Source organism: Bacillus sp. ISL-34 (genome assembly GCF_018613325.1).
Lineage (GTDB): Bacteria > Bacillota > Bacilli > Bacillales > DSM-1321 > Peribacillus.
In genome coordinates this window covers 34,618-57,583 of sequence record NZ_JAGGQJ010000003.1, presented here as the reverse complement: position 1 = coordinate 57,583, position 22,966 = coordinate 34,618, and the positions used below count along the sequence as shown (strand labels likewise).

24 protein-coding genes and 1 pseudogene are annotated in these 22,966 nt (G+C 40.2%); 20 read left to right on the top strand and 5 right to left on the bottom strand.

Features of this window, described 5'->3' with window-relative positions:
• Positions 1–4: 4 nt before the first annotated feature.
• From J7E52_RS02945 to J7E52_RS02890, 12 genes are all read left to right on the top strand, one after another.
• Positions 5–1,354: an amino acid permease gene (locus tag J7E52_RS02945; RefSeq protein ID WP_214743633.1), complete on the top strand. Its 1,350-nt coding sequence runs from the start codon at positions 5–7 to the stop codon at positions 1,352–1,354.
• Between the two features lie 17 nt (positions 1,355–1,371).
• Positions 1,372–2,217: a tryptophan 2,3-dioxygenase gene (kynA, locus tag J7E52_RS02940; protein ID WP_214743632.1), complete on the top strand. Its 846-nt coding sequence runs from the start codon at positions 1,372–1,374 to the stop codon at positions 2,215–2,217.
• A gap of 23 nt (positions 2,218–2,240) precedes the next feature.
• Positions 2,241–2,816: a cyclase family protein gene (locus J7E52_RS02935; protein ID WP_309476846.1), complete on the top strand. Its 576-nt coding sequence runs from the start codon at positions 2,241–2,243 to the stop codon at positions 2,814–2,816.
• 66 nt (positions 2,817–2,882) lie between these two features.
• On the top strand, positions 2,883–3,533 hold the full coding sequence (gene nadD / locus J7E52_RS02930) for a nicotinate (nicotinamide) nucleotide adenylyltransferase (RefSeq protein WP_214743631.1): 651 nt from the start codon (positions 2,883–2,885) through the stop codon (positions 3,531–3,533).
• 262 nt (positions 3,534–3,795) lie between these two features.
• Positions 3,796–4,824 (top strand): sulfate ABC transporter substrate-binding protein, encoded by a 1,029-nt coding sequence (locus tag J7E52_RS02925; protein WP_214743630.1) that lies wholly within the window; start codon positions 3,796–3,798, stop codon positions 4,822–4,824.
• A gap of 68 nt (positions 4,825–4,892) precedes the next feature.
• On the top strand, positions 4,893–5,732 hold the full coding sequence (gene cysT, locus J7E52_RS02920) for a sulfate ABC transporter permease subunit CysT (RefSeq protein ID WP_214743629.1): 840 nt from the start codon (positions 4,893–4,895) through the stop codon (positions 5,730–5,732).
• Positions 5,733–5,742: 10 nt separating this feature from the next.
• Positions 5,743–6,627: a sulfate ABC transporter permease subunit CysW gene (gene cysW / locus J7E52_RS02915; RefSeq protein WP_214743753.1), complete on the top strand. Its 885-nt coding sequence runs from the start codon at positions 5,743–5,745 to the stop codon at positions 6,625–6,627.
• Between the two features lie 10 nt (positions 6,628–6,637).
• Positions 6,638–7,702: a sulfate/molybdate ABC transporter ATP-binding protein gene (locus J7E52_RS02910; RefSeq protein WP_214743628.1), complete on the top strand. Its 1,065-nt coding sequence runs from the start codon at positions 6,638–6,640 to the stop codon at positions 7,700–7,702.
• Between the two features lie 514 nt (positions 7,703–8,216).
• Positions 8,217–9,596 carry a C40 family peptidase gene (locus J7E52_RS02905; protein ID WP_214743627.1) on the top strand — a complete coding sequence of 460 codons (1,380 nt, stop codon included), beginning with the start codon at positions 8,217–8,219 and terminating at the stop codon, positions 9,594–9,596.
• A 198-nt stretch (positions 9,597–9,794) separates the two neighbouring features.
• The gene (locus J7E52_RS02900) at positions 9,795–10,229 is read left to right on the top strand and encodes a hypothetical protein (RefSeq protein WP_214743752.1); all 435 of its coding nucleotides are present in this window, start codon (positions 9,795–9,797) and stop codon (positions 10,227–10,229) included.
• Positions 10,217–10,516 (top strand): YxcD family protein, encoded by a 300-nt coding sequence (locus tag J7E52_RS02895; RefSeq protein ID WP_214743626.1) that lies wholly within the window; start codon positions 10,217–10,219, stop codon positions 10,514–10,516. Before J7E52_RS02900 ends, J7E52_RS02895 begins: the two co-directional genes overlap by 13 nt.
• Positions 10,517–10,738: 222 nt before the next feature.
• The gene (locus J7E52_RS02890) at positions 10,739–11,713 is read left to right on the top strand and encodes an aldose 1-epimerase (protein ID WP_214743625.1); all 975 of its coding nucleotides are present in this window, start codon (positions 10,739–10,741) and stop codon (positions 11,711–11,713) included.
• Positions 11,714–11,753: 40 nt separating this feature from the next.
• Here the strand turns inward: J7E52_RS02890 and J7E52_RS02885 are convergent, their stop codons facing one another.
• Positions 11,754–13,142, bottom strand: coding sequence for an amino acid permease (locus J7E52_RS02885; protein ID WP_214743624.1), 1,389 nt, complete (start codon positions 13,140–13,142; stop codon positions 11,754–11,756).
• Between the two features lie 504 nt (positions 13,143–13,646).
• On the opposite strand from J7E52_RS02885, the gene J7E52_RS02880 reads away from it, so the two are divergent.
• From J7E52_RS02880 to J7E52_RS02870, 3 genes are all read left to right on the top strand, one after another.
• On the top strand, positions 13,647–13,814 hold the full coding sequence (locus tag J7E52_RS02880) for a YezD family protein (protein WP_214743623.1): 168 nt from the start codon (positions 13,647–13,649) through the stop codon (positions 13,812–13,814).
• A gap of 172 nt (positions 13,815–13,986) precedes the next feature.
• Entirely contained in the window at positions 13,987–14,772 is a 786-nt protein-coding gene (locus J7E52_RS02875; protein WP_214743622.1) for a serine hydrolase, read from the top strand.
• 111 nt (positions 14,773–14,883) lie between these two features.
• Positions 14,884–15,471, top strand: coding sequence for a YdcF family protein (locus J7E52_RS02870; RefSeq protein WP_214743751.1), 588 nt, complete (start codon positions 14,884–14,886; stop codon positions 15,469–15,471).
• Between the two features lie 34 nt (positions 15,472–15,505).
• On the opposite strand, the gene J7E52_RS02865 is transcribed toward J7E52_RS02870, so the two are convergent.
• On the bottom strand, positions 15,506–15,766 hold the full coding sequence (locus J7E52_RS02865) for a hypothetical protein (RefSeq protein ID WP_101224047.1): 261 nt from the start codon (positions 15,764–15,766) through the stop codon (positions 15,506–15,508).
• A 287-nt stretch (positions 15,767–16,053) separates the two neighbouring features.
• Between J7E52_RS02865 and cspC the strand changes: the two genes are divergently transcribed.
• Positions 16,054–16,254: a cold shock protein CspC gene (gene cspC / locus J7E52_RS02860; RefSeq protein WP_034314312.1), complete on the top strand. Its 201-nt coding sequence runs from the start codon at positions 16,054–16,056 to the stop codon at positions 16,252–16,254.
• 126 nt (positions 16,255–16,380) lie between these two features.
• On the opposite strand, the gene J7E52_RS02855 is transcribed toward cspC, so the two are convergent.
• Positions 16,381–16,548, bottom strand: coding sequence for a hypothetical protein (locus tag J7E52_RS02855; protein ID WP_214743621.1), 168 nt, complete (start codon positions 16,546–16,548; stop codon positions 16,381–16,383).
• Between the two features lie 47 nt (positions 16,549–16,595).
• Between J7E52_RS02855 and J7E52_RS02850 the strand changes: the two genes are divergently transcribed.
• The 3 genes and pseudogenes from J7E52_RS02850 to J7E52_RS02840 form a co-directional block, all read left to right on the top strand.
• A complete protein-coding gene (locus tag J7E52_RS02850) occupies positions 16,596–17,087 on the top strand; it encodes a hypothetical protein (protein ID WP_214743620.1) in 492 nt (163 codons plus the stop codon).
• A gap of 129 nt (positions 17,088–17,216) precedes the next feature.
• Positions 17,217–17,783: a hypothetical protein gene (locus J7E52_RS02845; protein ID WP_214743619.1), complete on the top strand. Its 567-nt coding sequence runs from the start codon at positions 17,217–17,219 to the stop codon at positions 17,781–17,783.
• A 357-nt stretch (positions 17,784–18,140) separates the two neighbouring features.
• Positions 18,141–18,350: pseudogene (locus tag J7E52_RS02840) on the top strand (tyrosine-type recombinase/integrase); the annotation flags it as partial.
• Positions 18,351–18,410: 60 nt separating this feature from the next.
• Here J7E52_RS02840 and J7E52_RS02835 read toward each other — a convergent pair.
• On the bottom strand, positions 18,411–19,643 hold the full coding sequence (locus tag J7E52_RS02835) for an aminopeptidase (protein WP_214743750.1): 1,233 nt from the start codon (positions 19,641–19,643) through the stop codon (positions 18,411–18,413).
• Between the two features lie 342 nt (positions 19,644–19,985).
• On the bottom strand, positions 19,986–21,473 hold the full coding sequence (locus tag J7E52_RS02830; protein ID WP_214743618.1) for an aldehyde dehydrogenase family protein: 1,488 nt from the start codon (positions 21,471–21,473) through the stop codon (positions 19,986–19,988).
• Between the two features lie 271 nt (positions 21,474–21,744).
• Here J7E52_RS02830 and J7E52_RS02825 point away from each other — a divergent pair, with 271 nt between their 5' ends.
• Positions 21,745–22,950, top strand: coding sequence for an MFS transporter (locus J7E52_RS02825; RefSeq protein WP_214743617.1), 1,206 nt, complete (start codon positions 21,745–21,747; stop codon positions 22,948–22,950).
• The last annotated feature ends 16 nt before the right edge of the window (positions 22,951–22,966 follow it).

Here is a 22,966-nt window from a genome sequence, read left to right as displayed (position 1 = left end):
ACATATGGAGAAAAATAAGCTGCATCGTGAATTATCATCGAATCAAATCACTATGATAGCAATGGGATGTGCAATTGGCACCGGGCTATTTTTGGGGAGCGGCCTTGCGATTTCAACGGCAGGTCCAAGTGTACTTATCAGCTATGCAATAGGTGCATTCATTGTCCTTCTGCTGATGGGCTGTTTGGCGGAAATGACTGTAGCCTATCCAACATCGGGATCCTTTGGAACCATTGCTGAAAAATATATAAGTCCATTTGCGGGTTTTGTTGTGAGATATTCATATTGGATAGCGAATGTCCTTGCCATTGGTGTCGAAGTGAGTGCCATCGCTGTTTATATGAAATATTGGTTCCCGGCTGTACCTGGAAGCGTTTGGATTTTCCTTTTTGCTGCACTGCTAATTTATGTAAATGCGACAAGTGTCAATACATTCGGGAATTTTGAGTATGTATTTTCAATGATCAAAATAAGCGCCATTGTCATATTCATTCTACTGGGCGCCTATGTGGTGATTGGCGCCGAACCTTCAAGCGGGATCGGTGTAGAGAACTATGCCAATGATGGAGGTTTTATGCCTTTCGGGTTTTGGGGGCTCTGGGTCGCCATATTCATTTCGCTCTTCAGCTTTTTAGGAACTGAGTTGATTGCGGTGACGGCGGGAGAAGCAAAGGACCCGGATATAGCCGTCCCTAAAGCTTTGAAGGCAACTGTCTTCAGGCTTGCCACTTTTTATGTACTGACAATCGGGATCATGTTAATGATTGTTCCCTGGCAATCTGCCGGTATTGATAAAAGCCCATTTGTTAAGGTAATGGAAATCCTGAATGTTCCGGGGGCATCGGGGATAATGAATTTCATTATTTTAACCGCTGCTTTATCTGCAATGAATAGTCAATTATATGCCTCCACCAGAATGATATTTTCATTATCCGAACAACAGCAGGCTCCAGCCCTATTTCAAAAAGTGAGCAGGAAAGGTGTCCCGGTAAGGGCACTTCTCATATCCACTTTAGGAATATTTCTTGCTGCAGGGGTAAAGGTCCTGCTTCCGGAGACTTCATATGCATTCATGATGGGGATATCGATGTTCGGAGCCATTTTAACCTGGTTCATGGTGTTCATTTCCCATTTATATTTCAGGAAGAGGTGGGAGAAATCAGGGGGCCGCAAATTACCGGTTAAAATGTATGGATTTCCATACCTGACGATTCTTGGTGCATTTCTTTTGTTTGCTTTGACGGTATCTACCTGGTTCACTGGCCCATTTAAAATCGTGCTCCAGTTCGGGGTTCCTTGGCTGATCTTTCTTTGCATCGTTTATTTATTGATGTCGAAAATCAAAAGAAAGTAAAGGGAAAGAGGGATAGTATGGATAAGGGTCCAAGAGATGAACATCGTTTGGAAGAAAGTATGGTAACTGATTTTGAAAAGGATATGTCCTATGGGGACTACCTGCATATAAATCAAATATTATCAAGTCAGCATCGGCTTTCCGGCCATCACGATGAAATGCTGTTCATCATCATTCACCAAACAAGTGAATTATGGATGAAATTGATCCTCCATGAATTGACTGCGGCTACCGACCATATTGAGGCAGGACGTTTGGAGCCTTCCTTTAAGATGCTATCCAGAGTGGCCAGGATCCAACAGCAACTAGTTCAATCCTGGAATGTGCTTTCGACCTTGACGCCATCCGATTATATGGAATTCCGGGAGAAACTAGGAAACTCTTCAGGGTTTCAATCATTTCAGAATAGGTTGATAGAATTTGCGTTGGGTCAAAAGAATTCGCACATATTGGCCGTTTTCCGTCATCAGCCCGATCTTTATGGATCGATGATGTCAGCCTTGAATAAACCTAGTATTTATGATGCGGCTATAGGGGCATTGGCTGCAAGAGGGCTTCCCATTGATCAATCGGTCTTGAACAGGGATTGGTCAGAAATTTATCAGGAAAATGCAAGTGTTGAAAATGCATGGCTGACCGTTTACCGTGATGTGAATAATTACTGGGATTTGTATGAGTTGGCCGAAAAACTCGTTGATATTGGAAGTCAACAACAATTCTGGAGATTCAATCATATGAGCACCGTAGAACGGATCATCGGTAATAAAAAGGGAACTGGCGGATCGTCCGGTGTAAGTTATCTGAAGAAAGTGGTCAAACAGCCATTTTTTCCTGAGCTTTGGACATTAAGGACCAAACTTTAAGCTTTGACTGGAGGGGGAAATACATGAATCAATGGTTAGATATTTCTCAGCGCCTGAATGAAAATACGCCTTATTGGCCAGGAGATACGCAATATTCTTATCAGCTGAATTCATCAATGGCTGAAGGGTCAGCTGTCAATGTGGGGGAAATCCGGATGAGTACCCATTTAGGGACTCATATTGATGCTCCCTATCATTTTGATGACAATGGAAAAAAAATCACCGAACTTGATCTTGATTTATATATTGGCACTGCTACCGTAGTAAAGGTGGATGCAGCTGAAAGCATTGGCATTAAAGCCTTTGAAGGCATCGAATTGACAGGGGTCCGGCGGTTGCTGCTGGCAACAGGTCAATGGAAGGACCTCAGCCTTTTTCCGGAATGGATTCCACCGATTGAACCAGATTTAGCCCCCTTCCTTGCAAATAAGGGGTTAGGCTCCTTGGGCTTGATTTACCTTCCGTCGACTGTCTCGACAGCAAAGAATTGCCTGCCCACAATGCACTGTCAGGCTGTGGGATTACTATCCTCGAAGGGCTGGTCCTTGATGGACTGGAGCCTGGGCTGTACGATTTGGCTGCATTGCCGCTTGCATTAGAAGCCGGGGACGGGAGCCCGGTCAGGGCCGTGGTGAAAAAGAAAGGCTGATGAGGGGGATATTAGGATGGGCAAAATTGGAGTTTATGGATCTTCCTTCGATCCAGTCACGAATGTGCATTTATGGACAGCATCCACCATTGCGCATCGTGCTAAGCTGGATAAGGTGATTTTTTTACCTTGCTCAAATGGCCGTATCGATAAACAGATGAAAACGAGCAATGATCACCGTTGGGAAATGCTCAAGCTGGCAATAGGGGGGAACCCGCTATTCGAAGTCAGTGATTATGAAATTAATGAACGAGCCGGAACGAGTAAACAATATACTTGGTATACGATGGAATATTTTAAATCACGATTCCCAAACGACGAAGTTTATTTCATAATGGGTGCAGATTTACTTGAAGATATTGATAATCAGGAGTTACCGGTACACTTAAGATGGAAATTCAGGGAAAAATTGATTGCGAATCATAAATTCATCGTCATGGCACGGGATGGGATCGATATGCTGAAAATCATATCCAAAAGTCCATTGCTAAGGAATTATGATGATGGCAATACATTTCACCTTATCGATAAAGGTCTTTCCATGGAAATCAGTTCTACATATATAAGGGATGAATTCGCGATGGGCGGGGAACCAAGATATTTACTGCCTGATCAGTGTTATCAGTATATCGTGGATAATAAGCTGTATCAAAAAGCATCAAATTAATAAGCGTTAGCCAGGTTAAAAAGGGCTCGATCTCACCGTTGGATCGAGCCCTTTTCGTTTGGTAAATACTTTGATTTGCAAAACGTGAATGAATTTAAATAAAAGGACATGCAATACCTAGTTGACAACTAGGTTAACTTTGTTTTATGGTAATGATATACAAAACAATACTTGCTGATCAGAGAACTGAAGGCATACTATCTCCTGAATATTAGATGGGAAATAGCATGCCTTTTTTTGTTGTAAAAAAAGGGGGAAGCTCATGAAAAAGCTAATGTTGATAAGTTTGATTTTAGCATTCGGTGTAATTGCGGGATGCAACTCGGAAAAAACGAAAGGGGACGGGACATCAAAGTCAGTCGAGCTTTTGAATGTGTCATATGATCCGACAAGGGAATTGTACCAGGAATTCAATGAAGCGTTCGTGAAGCACTGGAAAGAAGAATCCGGTCAGGATGTAACGATTCAACAATCACATGGCGGATCTGGTAAACAGGGCAGGGCAGTTATTGATGGATTGGAGGCGGATGTCGTTACATTGGCATTGGCTTATGATATTGATGCCATTTATGAAGCTAGTAACCTATTAGCGAAGGATTGGCAAAAACGTTTACCGGAGAACTCGACACCATACACATCAACCATTGTGTTTTTGGTGAAAAAAGAAAACCCTAAAGGCATTAAAGATTGGGATGATTTGATTAAAAAGGATATGTCAGTCATTACGCCAAATCCAAAGACAAGCGGAGGGGCAAGGTGGAATTACCTGGCTGCCTGGGCTTATGCGGAGAAGAATTTCGATAATGACGAAACAAAAGTGAAGGATTTCATGAAAAAACTTTATCAGAATGTTGAAGTCCTGGATTCAGGGGCCCGCGGTGCAACGACCACTTTTGTGGAAAGGGGAATTGGTGACGTACTAATCGCTTGGGAGAATGAAGCCTATTTAACACTGGAAGAATTCGGTAATGACAAATATGAAATCGTCAATCCTTCAATCAGTATATTGGCAGAGCCACCGGTAGCTGTTGTCGATGAGGTGGTCGAGAAAAAAGGAACAAAGGAAGTGGCTGAAGCCTACCTGGAATACCTCTATACGGATGCCGGTCAGGAAATTGCCGCGAAAAACTTCTATCGCCCAAGGGATGAGAAGGTTCTCGCTGAATATGAAGGCCAATTTGCCAATATCGATATGGTGACTGTTGATGATACGTTTGGAGGTTGGAAAAAAGCACAGGAAACACATTTTAATGATGGTGGCACATTTGACGAGATTTATCAACCGCAATAAGCATGAAGGAGAAGATGGCTTTAACATCTTCTCCTTCATAAATCAGATAAAAGGGCTGAGGAGAAGCGATGAATATAGTGACTGAAGGCAAACAGACGAAAAAGAGGACCATACCCGGTTTCGGGTTGACGATGGGTTTTACGCTGCTGTATCTCTCCATCATCGTATTGATCCCGTTATCGATGGTTTTTCTAAACACATTTTCAATGGGGTTCCAGGATTTTTGGGCGACCGTAACTGAACCAAGGGTTCTCGCTTCTTATAAATTGAGTTTCATGACAGCGTTAACTGCGGCCTTTGTGAACGCGGTTTTTGGTGTGTTAATTGCCTGGGTGCTTACTCGTTATGAGTTTCCCGGCAAACGGATCATCGATGGACTGGTTGATTTGCCTTTTGCCCTCCCGACTGCCGTGGCAGGAATTACGTTGACCACCTTGTACTCACCGAACGGATGGATCGGACAATTTTTCAGCTTTAAAGTCGCTTTCACTCCCGCAGGGATCATCATCTCCCTTATATTTATCGGTCTGCCATTCGTAGTGCGGATGGTTCAACCGGTGCTTGAAAATATTGAAAAAGGGATGGAAGAAGCATCTGCCTCTTTAGGGGCTAATCGAATGCAGACATTCATTAAAATTATCTTTCCGGAATTGATTCCAGCGATATTGACGGGTTTTGCACTTTCTTTTGCGAGGGCACTTGGAGAGTATGGATCCGTTGTCTTCATTGCCGGAAATATGCCGTTTAAAACGGAGATTTCACCGCTGATCATCATGACAAAGCTTGAACAGTATGATTATGAAGGTGCAACAGCTGTTGCAGCCGTCATGCTCATCATTACATTTATAATTTTGTTTACCATCAATATCTTACAATGGTGGACCGGCAAAAGATTTTCAGGGAAATAGGAGGGATATGATGGAACATGATAATTCAGTGGTTGCAAAAGCGAATCACCCGGTCATTATTACGGGAAACGCAACGAAAGAGCCTAAATCCATACAGTGGGTCCTTATTTCCATTGTATTGCTATTTCTCACTTTGTTTTTAGTTGTCCCATTAATCGCAATCTTTGTAAAGGCCTTAGAAAAAGGTGCCGAAGCTTATTTTGCTGCCATTGCCCATCCTGATGCCGTGGCTGCGATTAAGTTAACATTGATCGTTGTCCTCATCACCTTGCCACTCAATGCCATATTTGGAGTGGTTGCCGCGTGGACCATAACAAAATATGATTTTAAGGGAAAAAACTTCTTAATAACATTGATAGATTTGCCTTTTTCCGTTTCACCCGTCATTGCTGGGCTGATTTTTGTCCTTCTGTTTGGCTTACATGGAACACTTGGTCCACTGCTGCAATTTCTTGACATTAAAGTGATCTTTTCTATACCAGGGATTGTCATCGCCTCCATTTTCATTACCTTCCCATTCATTGCGCGCGAATTGATCCCGCTCATGCAAAGTCAGGGAACGTCTGAAGAAGAGGCCTCACTCACGCTGGGTGCGGGAGGGTTCAAGACATTTTGGTATGTGACGCTTCCTAATATAAAATGGGGACTTCTATATGGAGTCATCCTTTGCAATGCAAGGATAATCGGGGAGTTTGGAGCTGTATCGGTCGTATCGGGCCATATACGGGGCATGACCAATACGATGCCGCTTCATATTGAAATTTTATACAATGAATATCAATTTTCGGCCGCTTTTGCCGTTGCATCCCTGATGTCCATTTTTGCAATCATAACCTTGATCATTAAAAGCTTCATAGAATGGAAAACTGACTTTAAATCAACCAAAGCGAGTTAGGAGGAATGAAATGAGTATCATCATCGAAAATGTTACAAAATATTATGGGGCCTATCAAGCACTCCAAAACATCGATTTGGAAATAAAGAGCGGTGAACTTGTCGCCCTTCTTGGCCCTTCAGGATCGGGAAAAACGTCATTACTGCGTATCATCGCGGGTCTTGAACAGGCAGAGAACGGAAAGATCCTTTTTAATGAAGAGAATTACACGCATAAAAATGTAAAAGATCGAAATGTGGGTTTCGTCTTTCAGCATTATGCCCTTTTTCGTAATATGACCATTTTTGATAATATTGCCTATGGATTAAAGGTCCGACCTAGAAAAATAAGGCCCAGTAAAGAAGTTATTGCACAAAAGGTTACCGAATTGCTTCAACTCGTCAAGCTGGAAGGATATAAAGATCGTTATCCATCGCAATTATCAGGCGGCCAGCGCCAGCGTGTCGCATTGGCAAGGGCACTTGCCGTTGAACCGAATATCCTTTTGCTTGATGAACCATTCGGGGCATTGGATGCCAAGGTTCGCAAAGAACTTCGGCGTTGGCTAAGAAGACTTCACGATGAATTCAATGTTACGAGTGTGTTCGTGACGCATGATCAAGAAGAGGCGATGGATGTCGCTGATCGGGTCGTAATCATGAATGAAGGGAAAATTGAACAGATTGGAACACCTGAAGAAGTATATGATCACCCTGAAAATCCATTCGTTTATGATTTTCTCGGCAGTGTCAATCTTTTCAAGGGAAATGTCCATCAAGGGAAATTGGTTACTGGTAATGTAGAAATGAATGCCCAGGGCAGTGAAGATGGAGCGGGTACTGGTTATGTAAGGAATCATAACTTTATCATAGAAAGAGAACCATCAGAAAAGGATTCGATCGCATCCATAATTGACCACATCCATACAATTGGCCCTATTGTCCGGATAGAAGTCTTTCGTCAGGATACAAATGAACCGCTGGAAATCGAACTGATGAAAGAACAATATTTGAATCTGAAAATAAGCAAAGGGGAAAGGGTATTCGTCCGACCAAAAGAATTGAAAGTTTTTGTCGACTTTATGGCTGGAATTTAAGGGTGAGTCGAATATTGACGGAAAAACCGCTAATGAGCGGTTTTTTTAATGGGGACGCAAGCGTACCTTCCTGTATGCAAGGTAAAAGGGCTGCAATCTGTTACAAGAGGGCTTCCATGCATTTGCAAGTGGTTGGTTTTTGCCTGCCAATAGTCTATGGTCCCTTGGTGCTAAACACTAGATAGAAAGTCTTGCATCAAAATACGAAGGTGGTTATGTAAGATATTGGATGTTTTATCACGTGAAAAAGTCGAATTTTTATGGTTAATGTTAAAATTGAAATATAAATGTAATATTGTTATTACGTATTTGACAAAATCTGATGATATACTACGACTTAGATGAAAACATAGTAGAGTTTAAGAAATGTATTTAATATTATCTCAACCTTAGAAGATTACATAAAGAGTAAAAAAAATAGAGAAGAGTTCCCAGCAATTTATTTTGACTAAGTATTTTTCATAGAGAAAAAGAAGTGGGTCGATGGAAATGCAAGGGGAGGAAAGCAGGGGAAATGAGTTTGAAGAAAAAACTTATCGTATTGAACACGACAATTATGCTTGGATTAGGAAGCGCTTTTGCCATACCGTCTGTAAAAGCTGAAGAATCTATCACGAATATTCAATCGCAACGTACAGGAGTACAATCAGATATTTCAGAGGCAGAACAAGTTATTCAGGAATTGAAAAAAGAACAAACGAAAATGAATGCCCAAATTGCCCAGATCGAATCGGCAATGAAAGAAAATGACCAAAAAATCAAAGATACTAAACAAGAAATTAAAGACACCGAAAAAGACATAGATTCTTTAAAGAAAGAAATTAAAGCCTTGGAAGAAAGAATCGCAAAACGCGAGGAAGTCTTGAAAGAGCGCGCGCTTTCATTCCAAGAAAGCGGCGGGGACGTTGAGTACCTAGAAGTTGTTTTAGGTTCTAAAAGTTTTGGTGAATTCGTTAACCGTGTTGGCGCGGTAGCCACTATCGTGGAAGCTGACCAACAAATCCTTAGCGAGCAGGAAGCGGATAAAGCTGACTTAGAAAAAAAACAAGCGACCGTTGAGAAAAAATTGCAAAGCCTTAAGGATATGGAAGTAGAGCTTAAAGGCATGCAATCTCAAATTAAAGATCAAAAAGCTGAAACTGTCAATATGAAGGCTAAGATCGAAAAGAAAGAATCGGAAACAGAGGCCCTAAAACAATCTTTAGAAAATAAAGATGCTGGTTTGGAAGCACAAATAGCATCCATTCGTGAAAATATCAAAAAAGAAGAAGAACGTAAGGCATCAGAAAAAGCAGATCTTGACCGTGCTGCTGAAGAAGTGAATTCTTCAAATTCTTCTAGCCAAGAACCATCAAGCTCTTCTAGCGAAGAATCATCAAGTTCGTCTAAAGGCGAATCGTCGGCAAAAGGTTCTTCTAAAGGTGAATCATCTTCAAATTCATCTAAAAGCAGTGCTGCTGCTAAACCTGCAGCAAGTAAAACTGAAACATCAAGCAAGCCAAGCAGTGCAAATACAGGCTCTGCCATTACAGCAGGTTATAAATATATCGGTAACTCCACATATAAATTTGGTGGCGGAAGAACGGCATCCGATATCGCTAACGGTCTATTCGATTGTTCAGGGTTCGTTGCATGGGCTTATAAACAAGCTGGTGTGAACCTTCCAGCCAGTACGGATGCATTGAAAAATGCAGGACGTCAAGTATCCAAGAGTCAAATACAACCTGGAGATTTAGTGTTCTTCAATACCTATAAAACTGATGGGCATGTCGGAATTTATGTCGGCGGCGGCAAATTTATCGGTTCCCAAAGTTCAACAGGTGTTGCAATCGCCAATATGGAAAGCGGATATTGGGCAGGTGTATTCAACGGACGTGTAGTTCGTGTAAACTAATCGTTCTTTAAGTAGGCAGGGGAGTAAATGCCCCTGCCTTTTTTTTTTGAAAAAAATCGAAAAAAATGAAACTTATTTTGAAATTAAACGTATATACTATAAGATTAAACAAGGATAGGTGATGTGGACTTTCAGTAATCTGGGTAAAGATATAATGAAACAACATTCCATACTATTAAACGGAGGCAAAAAAACATGATGAAAAAATTTATGGCTGCATTACTTACAATTACACTAGCATTCTCGCCAGTCGGCACTTATGTATTCCAGGATCATACGGAGTCAGTCGATGCAAGGGGATACAAGTCCGGAAAAAGAAGCTTTAACAGCAACACCAATAATAATTCGAATTTCCAAAATAAAGAAACGAAGAAATCCGATGCTACTACTGCCAATAAAGCTAAGACTGGAAACACATTCACAAAAGGCGGCTTAATGAAAGGACTTATGCTAGGTGGACTGGCAGGTTTACTTTTTGGTAGCCTATTCGCCAATATGGGAATGCTTGGTTCTATACTTGGTCTATTAATCAACGTGTTGGCGGTTGTGGTATTGATCGTTGTAATCCGTAAAATATTCACATATTTCAAAGATAAGAAGAAGAAAGAGGATACAAATCCATGGAGAGGCTAAGGATTTCCGAACAGGATATCATCAATGCGGTTTGTGTTTACATTGCCCGTAAAAAGCAGGTACAACCTAATGAGGTAGAAGTGGAGTTAATGTATGATGATGATTATGGCTTTTCGGCGGAAGCGTTCGTCGATGGCCGGAAACAAGTGTTAATTACCATCAACTTGATAGAAGCGCTTCGCTTATGGCTTGATGAATACATGAATAAAGATCCATACTCGGGAATTGAACTTGTTCTGGATGATGAAGAAGGCATAGTGGCTTTAGTAAATGAAAGTAATAGATAAGTAAAAAAGGATGCCGTAACGGCATCCTTTTTTTTATTTAATAAGGTACAAGTCGATTAGGTGCTATGGAAAAGGATAAAAGAGAAAAATAGTAAAGCAAACTAAGCAAAATGCTAGATTACCAACACAAATATATTATAATGAAGTATATTTTCCATTTGTTGCAAAAAATGGTCGGTGGAAGTAGGATGGATATATGTTCAAGTCAAAGGAGGAGAATAAGTGACAGGTTACATAGAAGATATCACTTTTTTAAATGAAAAGGCCATAAAGTTCGGCAATGAAAAAGTGGAAGCGATACTTGCGCCATCTTTAGGAAGCAATCTGCTTTCGTTGAAGTACAAGCATATGGATATTGAGGTGCTGCGAACTCCGGTTAGTGTGGAAGAGTATAAAAAAGCTCCCATTTTATACGGAATGCCAATCCTGTTTCCTCCTAATCGAATTGAAGATGGCCAATTTACATATAAGGGGACTGTGTATAGGTTTCCGGTCAATGAAACGGAAAAATTCAATCATATTCATGGTTTTTTACATGACAAGCCTTGGCAAGTCTGCAAAAAGGAAGTGAATGGGGAAGAAATCGTCATTAATACTGAGTTTTCAAGCAGAGATTTTGATTTAAAAGGTAGCTTTCCACAAAATATCACTGTGAATATGTCTTTATCTTTAAGGGCTGAAACATTGGATATACAATTGGAAATCACGAACAAGGACATTGAACCCTTTCCTTGGGGAGCAGGTTATCATACTGTATTCAATTTTCCATTTGGATCAGGGGGGAAATTGGAGGATTGCAGAATATCTCTTCCCGTCAATAAACATTGGGAGTTGAATGAAAGGTCATTGCCCACTGGTGCAATTCATGAAACGGCCAATACATTGGAACTCCAAAACGGCTTTAGCTTGGAGGGCCGGCAGTTTGATGATCTATTTGGCTATGATGAGGAAAGATCTCTCGAAAACGAGTGCATTCTCACTGACCAACAGGCTGGCATACAGGTCATCTATCATGGCGATCAACATTTTAAGTTTTGGGTATTGTTCAACCAGGAGGGGTTCGTCTGTCCTGAACCATATACATGGGTAACGAATGCTCCTAATTTGGATTTGTCTCCAAAATTGACTGGATTGAGGGAGTTAAGATCAGGGGAAACGGTTCAGCTGAGAACTAGATTGGCAATCAAGGATATATAAAAAAACACCTTGGCACTTATTAATGCCAAGGTGTTTAAGTTTATGCTTTTTTTCTCATCCAAAGTGGGTATAAGACGATTCCGAATACATATAAGGCTATGCCAAGTATGAATGTATTCATATCGGCTGTACCTGTCCTGATGACCCAGAGCGAGTAGATTAACGCCAGGATGGTGATGATTCCATCACGTACCCTTGAGCCTTTCATGATGTCATAGGTTTCCCCAGTCATGACCAATTTCAATTGATATAGAACGGATGCAAGATACGGGATCAAGTAAGCGAGTGTAGCGACGATCATAGAAAATTTATAAGCCTCCAAAATCGTACCAGAAATAGTGGAGAATAAGAATATCTGTGTCATGATATTTGTTATTGTCATAGAACGGACGGGTGTGCCATTTTTGTTTGCTTTCGCAAAATAGGCCGGAAACAAATCCGATTTCGCTGCCTGGTATGGAACCTCAGATGCAACGACAATCCATCCGATTGTCGATCCCAATAAGGAAATGACGGCAAGAGCAGCCATTATATACGTGCCGCTTGAACCAACTACTGCTTGTAGTGCGTCAACAAGTGGTTTTTGCGATATTTTCAAATCATCTTGTGATATCGCTCCCATCGTCAATAAAGTAATGCCGATGTAAATGGCAACAGCGATAAGTAAGCCAAGAATCGTCGCTTTCTTTACATCATTTTGTGACTTGGCACGGTTTGAAAGCATGACGGCAGCTTCAATTCCGATAAAGGCCCATAATGTTGAAATTGCAGCAGCATTCACTTGATCACCTAAAGAGACGGCTGAACCCGCCTTATCATAAAATTCAGCTCCGTTTCCTAGATTGGAAGTATCGAAGATGAATATCGTGATAATGATGAAAAATAAGAATCCAAGCACTTTGGTAACTGTAGCAAAAAGATTCATTTTCCCAGCACTGTTAAAACTTCTTACCAAGATTGCCTGAATCCCCCATAGTGCAATGGAACATACGGCAAACGTTAATGCTTTACCTAGTTCAAGTTGAAACGAACCCGCTGTATAAATCACTTTCGCACTATGCATCACCGGGAAAAACGTTGATAGGTAACCAGCAAATGAAATGATGACAGAAGCTGTCGCAGCCCAATTCGCAGCCCAATAGCCCCAAGCCATGCTATACCCTGAAACCCTTCCTTTTGCAGGAGATTTAAATAATGATTGAGCATAACTTTGCGGTCCAGCCTTCAAATCCGGTTTCCGGACTGCCAGGTTACCAAACACCAAAGCTATTAGAAAAACTCCCAGTCCAGTAACAATCCATGCCAATGTGGCCCCTAATGGACTGGATACCTGTGCTAATTGAGCAGGGAGCATGAAAATTCCGCCGCCGACCATATTTCCAATTACGAATGTGGTCAAAATCAATAAACCCCATTTTTTATTTACCATTTATATCGAACCTTTCTTAAATACAAAGTGTGTTTATACCGATAACTTATACTAAAATAGTATATCTCAAATAGTTTAGTTTGGTAAAGTGGTAAATAAGTAAAATATAAAACGCAGACTAATCAGAAAATTTAAAAACGCAATTGACAATAGGAGGAAATTGGATTATATTAGTAAATACCAAGTTAATTGGTAAGAATAATATGGTTTGTAACTTGAATCGTATTTTTCTATAACAAAAGCAACTCCTGAATATTGCCGATTAGTCAACTAAAGGCACCCTTACATCTAATCTCTTAGATGGCGGGTGCCTTTTATTTATAGTGAGGGGGGGAATATGGAATTCCTATTAACTGGTTATTCTTATTCGGAAAGTAAAGTGATGAGGATATGATAGGTAAACCAAGTTCCTCAAGAAAACATTGAAAGTGGGAAGCGCGCATGTGCTTTTTTAATATTAGGCATGAAACGAAGCTTTATTACCAGTAGTGAAGGGGAGATATCATGGAAAAGAAAGAAGAATTGAAAATCAGGCATATCATTTCAAGCTTGGAAGATCTGCAATATGGATCAGTTTTAATAACCGTACATGATGGTGAAATCACACAGGTGGATACAACCGAGAAGAAACGATTCCCATTAGCGAAGGGCCGGGCCGTTAAAGCCAGATGAATAACAGTTATTAAGGGGGCCTTCGATATGAAGGCTCATTTTTTATACAAAAATTTATTCAATTTGGAATTTATAAGAAGATTGTACTGCTTTTAACATGGTAGAATAAGTTAGGGTATAAGGGGTTTTAGTATAGGGATTAAAAGATATATAAGGGAGGAACAGGGGATAGATGACCTTACAAACTATAGAACATGATATCTTGGCATTAGTTGAAACATTTAATGGGAGAATCGCATATAAAATTGAAAATGGTCTTGGGGACACGATTGGATATCACGAGAATGAATCCTTTCAATCAGCGAGTTTGATCAAAATACCAATGATCATCGAAGGTTATCGTCAAAGTGAACAAAAGAAAATCTATTTGAATCAACCAGTGACCATTCCGCCTAATGAAGTGACTGGGGGATCCGGAGTCTTGCATGTCTTATCGAACAAGGTATTTTTAACCGTAGAGGATTTATTGACATTGATGATAACCGTTTCCGACAATACATCCACGAATATGATGATGAACCTGCTGGGCTTTGAGGAAATCAATCAATGCATCAAGGAACTTGGTTTAAAAAATACTGTCCTTGAACGAAAAATGCAGGATTTTAAGGCATTAAAAGAAGGGCACGACAATACCATATCGGCGGAAGATACGATAACCTGCTTAAAAGCCATACATACAGGCAACTTTTTAACGAAAGAAAGCCAGGAAAGAATCTTGCGTGTATTTGACAATCAGCAATTAAGGGATAAACTTCCATCACTGATGGGCAGAGGGGTCAAGGTCGCGAGCAAAACGGGCGGAATTCGTGGAGTTGCCCATGATTGTGCAATCATTCGGTCAGAAACACAAACTGTTTATGCTGCTGTTCTTACTGAAGATATGAAATCAGAAGAAGAAAGCCGTCAAGTAATCAGTAAAATTGGAAAATTGATATATGATGATATGGTTGCAGAATAAACTGTTGAATTCAATATTTTTGGAAGAGAGGGAAGTCTTTCATGATTTCCCGCTCTTCGATCTTAGTTATGAGGGAGTTAGTGGGAAGGCATGTTATATAATGAAAGGAAAATGAATCGGGGAAAAACTTTAAAGAAATTTTGTGTAATTAGCGTCATTGCAGTACTGGGGTATTTTGGGTTTTTACACATGAAAATTCAAGATAGCATTACCCAGCAAATTCCGGAAAATGCCGATTATCTCATAATTCTTGGAGCAAGGGTCAAAGGTTCGGTTCCATCATTATCCTTACAATACCGGATTGACAAAGCTGCAGAATATTTGTCGGCGAATAAACATACAGTGGTCATTGTATCAGGCGGCAAAGGACCGGGAGAAGAAATATCGGAAGCAAAAGCAATGCAACAGGAGCTAATCGCCCAGGGAATTGAAGAAGCACGCATCATGATGGAAGACAAATCTACGACAACTCACGAAAATATTGTTTTCTCAAAAGAACTCATTCCTGATACAGCCTCTTCAGGATTGATCGTTAGTAATGACTTTCATATCTACCGGGCAGTCGAAATAGCAAAAAAAGAAGGCTTGGACATGAAAGGAATACCGGCAAAGACACCAAAAGTGTCACTGTTGAAATCATATACCCGTGAATATCTGGCAATTACCAAATACTATTTGACCGAGTTGATTGGGAGGTGAATTCGAATTCTCCTAAAGATGGGGGATGCTTTCATTATTCGACTTCCACGACAACATTAGGAACTTCCCAAAAATCTTTCTCTTGATATAGCTCCTTAAGTGTTTTATAAACGGGATACCCGGTATAGGAAATCTCGACTCGTTCATCAGCATCCACTTCTTCCACATCTATATCATCAACAAAACCAAGTTGATCATCGATTTCCATTAAATAATATCCGAGTGCCTCATACCCGCTATAGGCTACAATAACTTTACTGTCAAAACCGCTATTAGAAACTTTGTAATATTTCATTGTGACCTCCTTGTTGATAATTCTTAAGTGAAAATCGCACTGTTTCTTATTACTCTGATATACCCATAATTTAATATCTGAATCATTAAATTGGATAAATCAAGAAAATAGGAAGGCAAAAAGAATGTGAAGCCGTTTTTAAAATATCACTGGATAATTTGCTATCTGCATCATTTCATGTTAATCTAATAAAGAATTGTTTTTGGTTGTGGAAGAGGATACTCGTTATTTTCCAAATGATTGAAAATAGTAATACAATGTGTGTTATGCACTAGGAGGCAACAAAAATGGAACAAGGTACAGTTAAATGGTTTAATGCAGAAAAAGGTTTTGGATTTATCGAACGTGAAAACGGAGACGACGTATTCGTACATTTCTCAGCTATCCAAAGCGAAGGCTTCAAATCTTTAGACGAAGGTCAAAAAGTAACTTTCGAAGTTGAGCAAGGTGCTCGTGGAGCTCAAGCTGCTAACGTTCAAAAAGCTTAATTTTAAAATTAAATCGTAACCGATATGAACAGACTTCCTCGATGGGAGTCTGTTTTTTACTGTGCTAAAAAATGAAGGCGAAAAAAAATCCCACTCTGAACTGAGTAGGGTTTTAGGGACATGACATTAAGCTTTTTTTAATTCTTCTTCAAAGAAAAAAGTAGTTGGAAGTTCTTTAACAGTATAAGAATATCTCTTCATGTTTTTTACATATGCCCATTTATTAATGGTTACTGATTCATTAGTATCCTGAATGGTTACTGTTTCACCAGTATTAAACTTATTGCTTTTCAATTTAGCCACCCTCTTTAATAATAGTATAACATATTTGGGAATGAAAAATGTGTTCAAGATATTCCAATGATTTATTAGGTTTAAATATCAGGCTATGTACGGCACTGATCCCACTAATTGATAGCAGTTTTAACCAAGATATTGGAATGGCAGAGGCTCAAGCCAGTGTAGGCGGTAAAAGTATTCTTCCTGTTGTAAAAGCTGATGGAGCCGTTGATATTGCAAAAGTGAAATCGCAGCTTGATAAGGAAATTGATTACGTAGGCAGTACCGGGGTAGAAGCTAAAGGGGAAATTCTTAAAGCGAATGCTTACGCTGGAATAGATAATAGTTCTATCGGGTTTGGGGCAAAAGCGGCAGTGGCTGAAGGTGAAGTTTCAGGAATCTTTCCGCTGCCTTTTACTGACTATACAATAAAGGGAACAGCTGGTGCTTCAGCATTCAGAGCAGGTGGAGAGGCTAAGATTGGGAAAGAAATTATTCTGGACCTTCGATTATTGATAGGAATTAAGCTGGGATTAAGTTTTGAAAAAGAATAAAAAATAATTAGTTTGAAAGGAGCTATTTATTAATGACAAATGAGGTGGGATACTTAAAACGTCGGGACGCATTTATAAAAAACGATCCAGCTTTAATAAAATCTTAGAACTAAGAGAGGACAGGTACTTTTGAAAAAATTCATTTTAATCATATTTACAATTTCTTTGTTACTTGTAGGTTGTAGTGAGAACTCTTCTTTGGAAAATCAATCCGAAAAAGAAAAGACTAAAACTGAAGCCACAAATGGAAACAAGCAATCTTTTGAGGATAAACAAAAAGAAATTGTTAATTTTATAAACAAGGATATACAAGAAATAGTAAGTTATGAAACAGAAGCAAATCAAGTATTAGCAACTGTATCAGGTGAAAATTATCATAACGATGAAGAATTATATGAGGTACTTGCAAACAAGGTTATACCCACCTATAAAAAAGCATTAAGTAAAGCAAAATCACTAGTTGTAGAAGTTGAAGAATTAAAGCCGTTAAAAGCTAAAATTGAAGAAGCTACAGGTATATATTATGAGGCTTTAATGCTTGAAAAAGAGGGCTTGGAAAAGAAGGATACGGAACTTATAAATCAATCAAATGCCAAAGGGCAAGAATATAAAAATGTGATAACTGAGTATCATGTAGAGATGAAGAATCTTGCCCAAGAATACAATATCAATTATGAACAAGACTCGACTAAGTAATTTTAAGATGATTCAAGCTATGTAAAATATAATAGCTCTAAAAATGATGAGAATGCTTGATTACTTACCTAGAAATATTATTACCTAGTCTTTTTAAAAAGATAGTAAGTCAGGATTTGTCGTTTGTAGAATATCTTTCATTAAAGAATTCAAATAGAGATAGTTTGAACCGTATCATAAGTAAATGTGAAGACCTTGTCATAGAGTAATGCGGACAAGGTCTTTTTTAAATTGGTAACTTCTATTAGTCAAGGTGAAAATAATGAAAAAGGGAAATACTCGGTGGTACAGTCTCCCTAACAAAATTCAGGATAAGGGTTTAGAGATTAAATGATGATGTTGAAAACTTAGGCGATAAAGCTAGGGTTACCTACAATCCGTTTTCATGATTTAAGGCATACATATGTTACGATGTTAATTAAACAAAATGTGAATGTAAAAGTTATTTCAGAGCGAGTTGGACATACATCCATTCAAATTACGCTAGACAAGTATAGCCACGTGCTTCCTAGTATGCAGAAACACGTGGCTGATGAACTTGATAATTTGTTTCATAAAGAACTGTGACCAATACTGTGACCACTCAAGGTTTTAGACCTTCAAAACCCCTCTATATCAACGCTTTAATTAAAACGCCCAATCCCCATTACGGAAGACAGGTTCTGAAGTGCCGTCCTGTTTGATGCCGTCGATGTTCATTTTTTCCGATCCAATCATGAAATCGACATGTGTAAGGCTTTCATTCAATCCATTTTCTGCAAGCTCTTCTGGACTCATGTTTTTTCCGCCTTCAATGCAGAAAGCATAGGAGCTGCCGATAGCGAGATGGTTTGATGCATTTTCATCGAATAATGTATTGAAGAATAAAACATTCGATTGGGAAATCGGTGAGTTGAATGGAACAAGTGCCACTTCACCAAGATAGTGTGAACCTTCATCCGTTTCAACCAATTGCTTTAGGATTTCTTCCCCTTCTTCAGCTTTAACTTCAATGATCCGTCCTTCCTTAAAGGTCACGGAAAAATTATTGATGATGTTGCCGCCGTAACTAAGTGGTTTCGTACTGGAAACCGTACCGTTAACGCCTGTTTTCAATGGAACTGTAAACACTTCTTCGGTTGGCATGTTAGCCATGAATTCATGACCTTGTACGTTAACGCTTCCTGCTCCGACCCAAAGGTGTTTGTCGGGTAACTCGATTGTCAAGTCGGTTCCAGGAGCCGTATAATGCAATTTTTGGTAATGCTTATCATTTAAATAATCAACCTTTTCATGCAGGGTATCATCGTGTTTTTTCCAGGCTTCTACAGGATCCTTCACATCAACACGAACTGCCTTGAAAATGGCTTCCCATAGCAAATCAACTCGTTTTCCTTCTGCCTCTTCTGGGAATACTTTATCAGCCCAAGCCTTTGAAGGGACGGCAACGATGGACCAGCTCACTTTATCGGATTGCATATACTGACGCCACTTCTTTAGAGCAGTCCCTGATGCTTTTTGGAAGTTGGCAATCCTTTCAGGATTTACACCTTTCAATAAGTCAGGGCTGGAGGAGATGACGGATAGATAGGCAGCTCCGTTTTCGGCAAGTTCGATCGTTTCTTCTGCGCGCCATTTTGGATACTCGTGGAACACCTCATCCGGAGCCAGTTCATATTTGGTACGTGAAACGATATCGTCATTCCAATTAACGATGACATTGCGCGCTCCGTTTTCATATGCTTTCTTTACAATGAGACGCACAAGGTCAGCGCCCTCTAATGTTGTGTTTACGACAAGGGTTTGATCTTGTTGGATGTTTACGCCGACTTTTACGGCAAGTTCTGCATATTTTTCTAAATTCGTTTGAAAATCACTCATCATTTTAAAACTCCTTTTCCATTTTCTACATTTATAATTGTACTTATTGTCATATAAAAAAGAAACTTTTTACACCGAATTTGAAAACTAATCGTTTCATGATAACCGGCAAGGAGCTGAATTCACTTCACATCAGTTTTGCATCAACACCTGCAATCTCGTTTGCACACATAAGTCCTCAAGCTCCAGCAGCTATTTTGTCTATCTTGCATTTTACCAAAACTAAAGAAGGAAAGATTATTGAAAAGGTTTGAATAGTTGAATAACTTATTTGGTACAGTGAATCAATGGACTGAAAGAAAGAGGGCCTCGTTGAGACCCTCTTTCCTAATAGTCAAAAAATCATTTACCCAAATTAATCCAGACGCTTTTCACTTCAGAATAGTTGTCCAGTGCATAAGATCCCATTTCACGCCCGATTCCGGATTGTTTGTAGCCGCCGAACGGGGAAGCTGCGTCGAAAGCGTTATAACAGTTCACCCATACTGTACCGGCACGGAGTTTTCCAGCAACATAATGGGCATTGGCTATATCGCTTGTCCATAAGCCTGCAGCCAATCCATATTCACTGGCATTTGCACGGTTAATGACATCATCTAAATCCTCGAATGGCATTGCCGCTATGACCGGCCCGAAAATCTCTTCTTTGGCAATCGTCATATCCTCTTCAACACCGGCGAATATAGTAGGAGAAACAAAGTAGCCTTGTTCACCCGGCTTATTTCCGCCGACAAGAACTTCAGCACCCTCGTTTTTCCCTTTTTCAATATAGCCCATTACCCGATTCTGCTGCTCCTCGGAAACAAGCGGTCCAATTTGTGTGCTTGGATCTAGACCTATCCCTTGTTTGATGTTTTTTGCATGGCTGGCCATATCGGCAACAACATTATCATAATGCTTCTTTTGAATATAAACCCTTGAACCGGCACAGCATACCTGACCTTGGTTAAACATGACCCCATTCAAAGCTCCAGGGATGGCTTTTGAGAAATCAGCATCAGGCAGGATGATGTTTGGCGATTTCCCTCCGAGTTCCAATGTGACCCGTTTCAATGAATATGAAGCGGAGCGCATGATCAATTTTCCAACTTCGGTCGAACCGGTAAATGCAATTTTATTTACTTGCGGATGGTCGACAAGTGCTTGTCCGGCGGTTTCACCAAAACCGGGAACGATATTGACGACTCCATCAGGGAAGCCGGCTTCATCCAATAATTCAGCCAGGTAAAGAGCGGAAAGCGGTGTTTGCTCAGCAGGCTTTAATATGACCGTACAACCTGTAGCAAGTGCCGCTCCGAGCTTCCACATCGCCATAAGAAGCGGAAAGTTCCATGGGATGATTTGGCCGACAACACCAACAGCCTCGTGTTTTGTGTAGTTAAAGTAATTACCGCTTACCGGAATGGTCTGTCCGACAATCTTGGTGGACCAGCCAGCAAAATATCTCATATGTTCTATGGCTAAAGGAATGTCGGCATTGGTCGTTTCATTGATTGGTTTCCCATTATCCAACGTTTCCAATTGAGCAAGTTCAGTTTTATTTTCTTCCATTAAATCGGCTAGTTTATACATAAGTCTGCTGCGTGCAGCTGCGCTCATCCTTGACCAAGGACCTTCATCGAATGCTTTGCGTGCAGCTTTGACGGCTAAGTCGATATCTTCTTTATCAGCTTCATAAACATCGGCAAGTTTTTGTCCTGTTGCAGGATTAGGAGTGGAGAAGGTTTTTTTTGAAGCACTTTCCACAAACTGACCATTAATATAGAGCTTTTTTGGTCCTGTTAAAAATTTTTGCAGCTTTCCACTTACTTCTAACGTTAGATTTGTCATAATTACCCTCCTGAATAAAATGATTATCTTGGGCAAAACATGATGACTTATTGTTAACGCTATGATTTATGCCAATTTTTATGATAAATGAAAAAAAGGGAATATTCAATCTATAACATTCGACAGAATATCCAAGATTTCTTCATTATTTTAAAAATGAAGTATTTTTTTGTCATGACATGTGTAATTACTATAGCAAAAATGAAAGTTAATAGTTAAAATGAATAAGGATAAAATAACAAGAAGGTCTAAAGTTCTTCAGGAGGAATATATGGGAAATGATGCAAAAATGATATCGCAGCGTAAGTTACTTGGTGTTGCGGGTCTTGGATGGATGTTCGATGCACTTGATGTCGGTATGCTTTCTTTCATTATAGTTGCTTTGAAACAGGACTGGAACTTAACCAGTGAGCAGGTTGGCTGGATTGGGAGCATAAACTCCATAGGAATGGCTGTTGGAGCCGTATTCTTTGGTGCGATGGCCGACAGGGTCGGACGGAAGAATGTCTTTATCATTACATTATTATTGTTTTCAATCGCAAGTGGCCTGTCTGCAGCAGTCAGTACGCTCAGCTTGTTCTTGATATTGCGATTTTTGATTGGAATGGGACTTGGAGGAGAACTTCCGGTTGCCTCGACATTGGTCTCTGAAAGTGTTGAAGCGAGTAAAAGGGGAAGGGTGGTCGTCCTTCTTGAAAGTTTTTGGGCGGTTGGCTGGATTTTGGCAGCACTCATATCCTATTTCATCATTCCGGCTTATGGTTGGCGGGTTGCATTGTTATTGAGCGCCGTGCCTGCTTTATATGCGCTTTATCTGCGCTTGAAACTGCCGGATTCACCGAAGTATACGGAACTTGAAAAAAAGCAGAGACCATCTGTATTAAGCAATATGAAAAGTGTCTGGAAAAAGGAATACTCCCGTCAGACCCTTGTATTGTGGATTCTATGGTTTTGTGTGGTCTTTTCTTATTATGGGATGTTTTTATGGCTGCCAAGTGTGATGGTCCTAAAAGGATTCAGTATGATTCAAAGCTTTGAATATGTTTTGATCATGACGCTTGCACAGCTTCCGGGCTATTTTTCAGCTGCATGGCTGATAGAGAAGTTGGGACGAAAATTCGTTTTGATCACATACTTAATTGGAACGGCCGTCAGTGCCTTTTTCTTTGGATCGGCAGAAGGGCTGGCACTGCTGATAGTTTCCGGAATGTTCCTATCTTTCTTCAACCTAGGGGCATGGGGTGCGCTTTATGCGTATACTCCTGAGCAGTATCCAACAGCAGTTCGCGGTACAGGTGCTGGTTTAGCCGCAGGGATCGGCAGGATCGGCGGTGTCCTGGGACCGTTGCTTGTAGGGTATTTAGTTGCTGCCGGCACCCCGATTTCATCGATTTTCACCCTATTTACAATTGCTATTCTAGTGGGGGCCGTTGCCGTAGCTTTTGGGAAGGAAACAAAGAATACCGTTTTGACGTAAACAAAAGGAAGGGGAC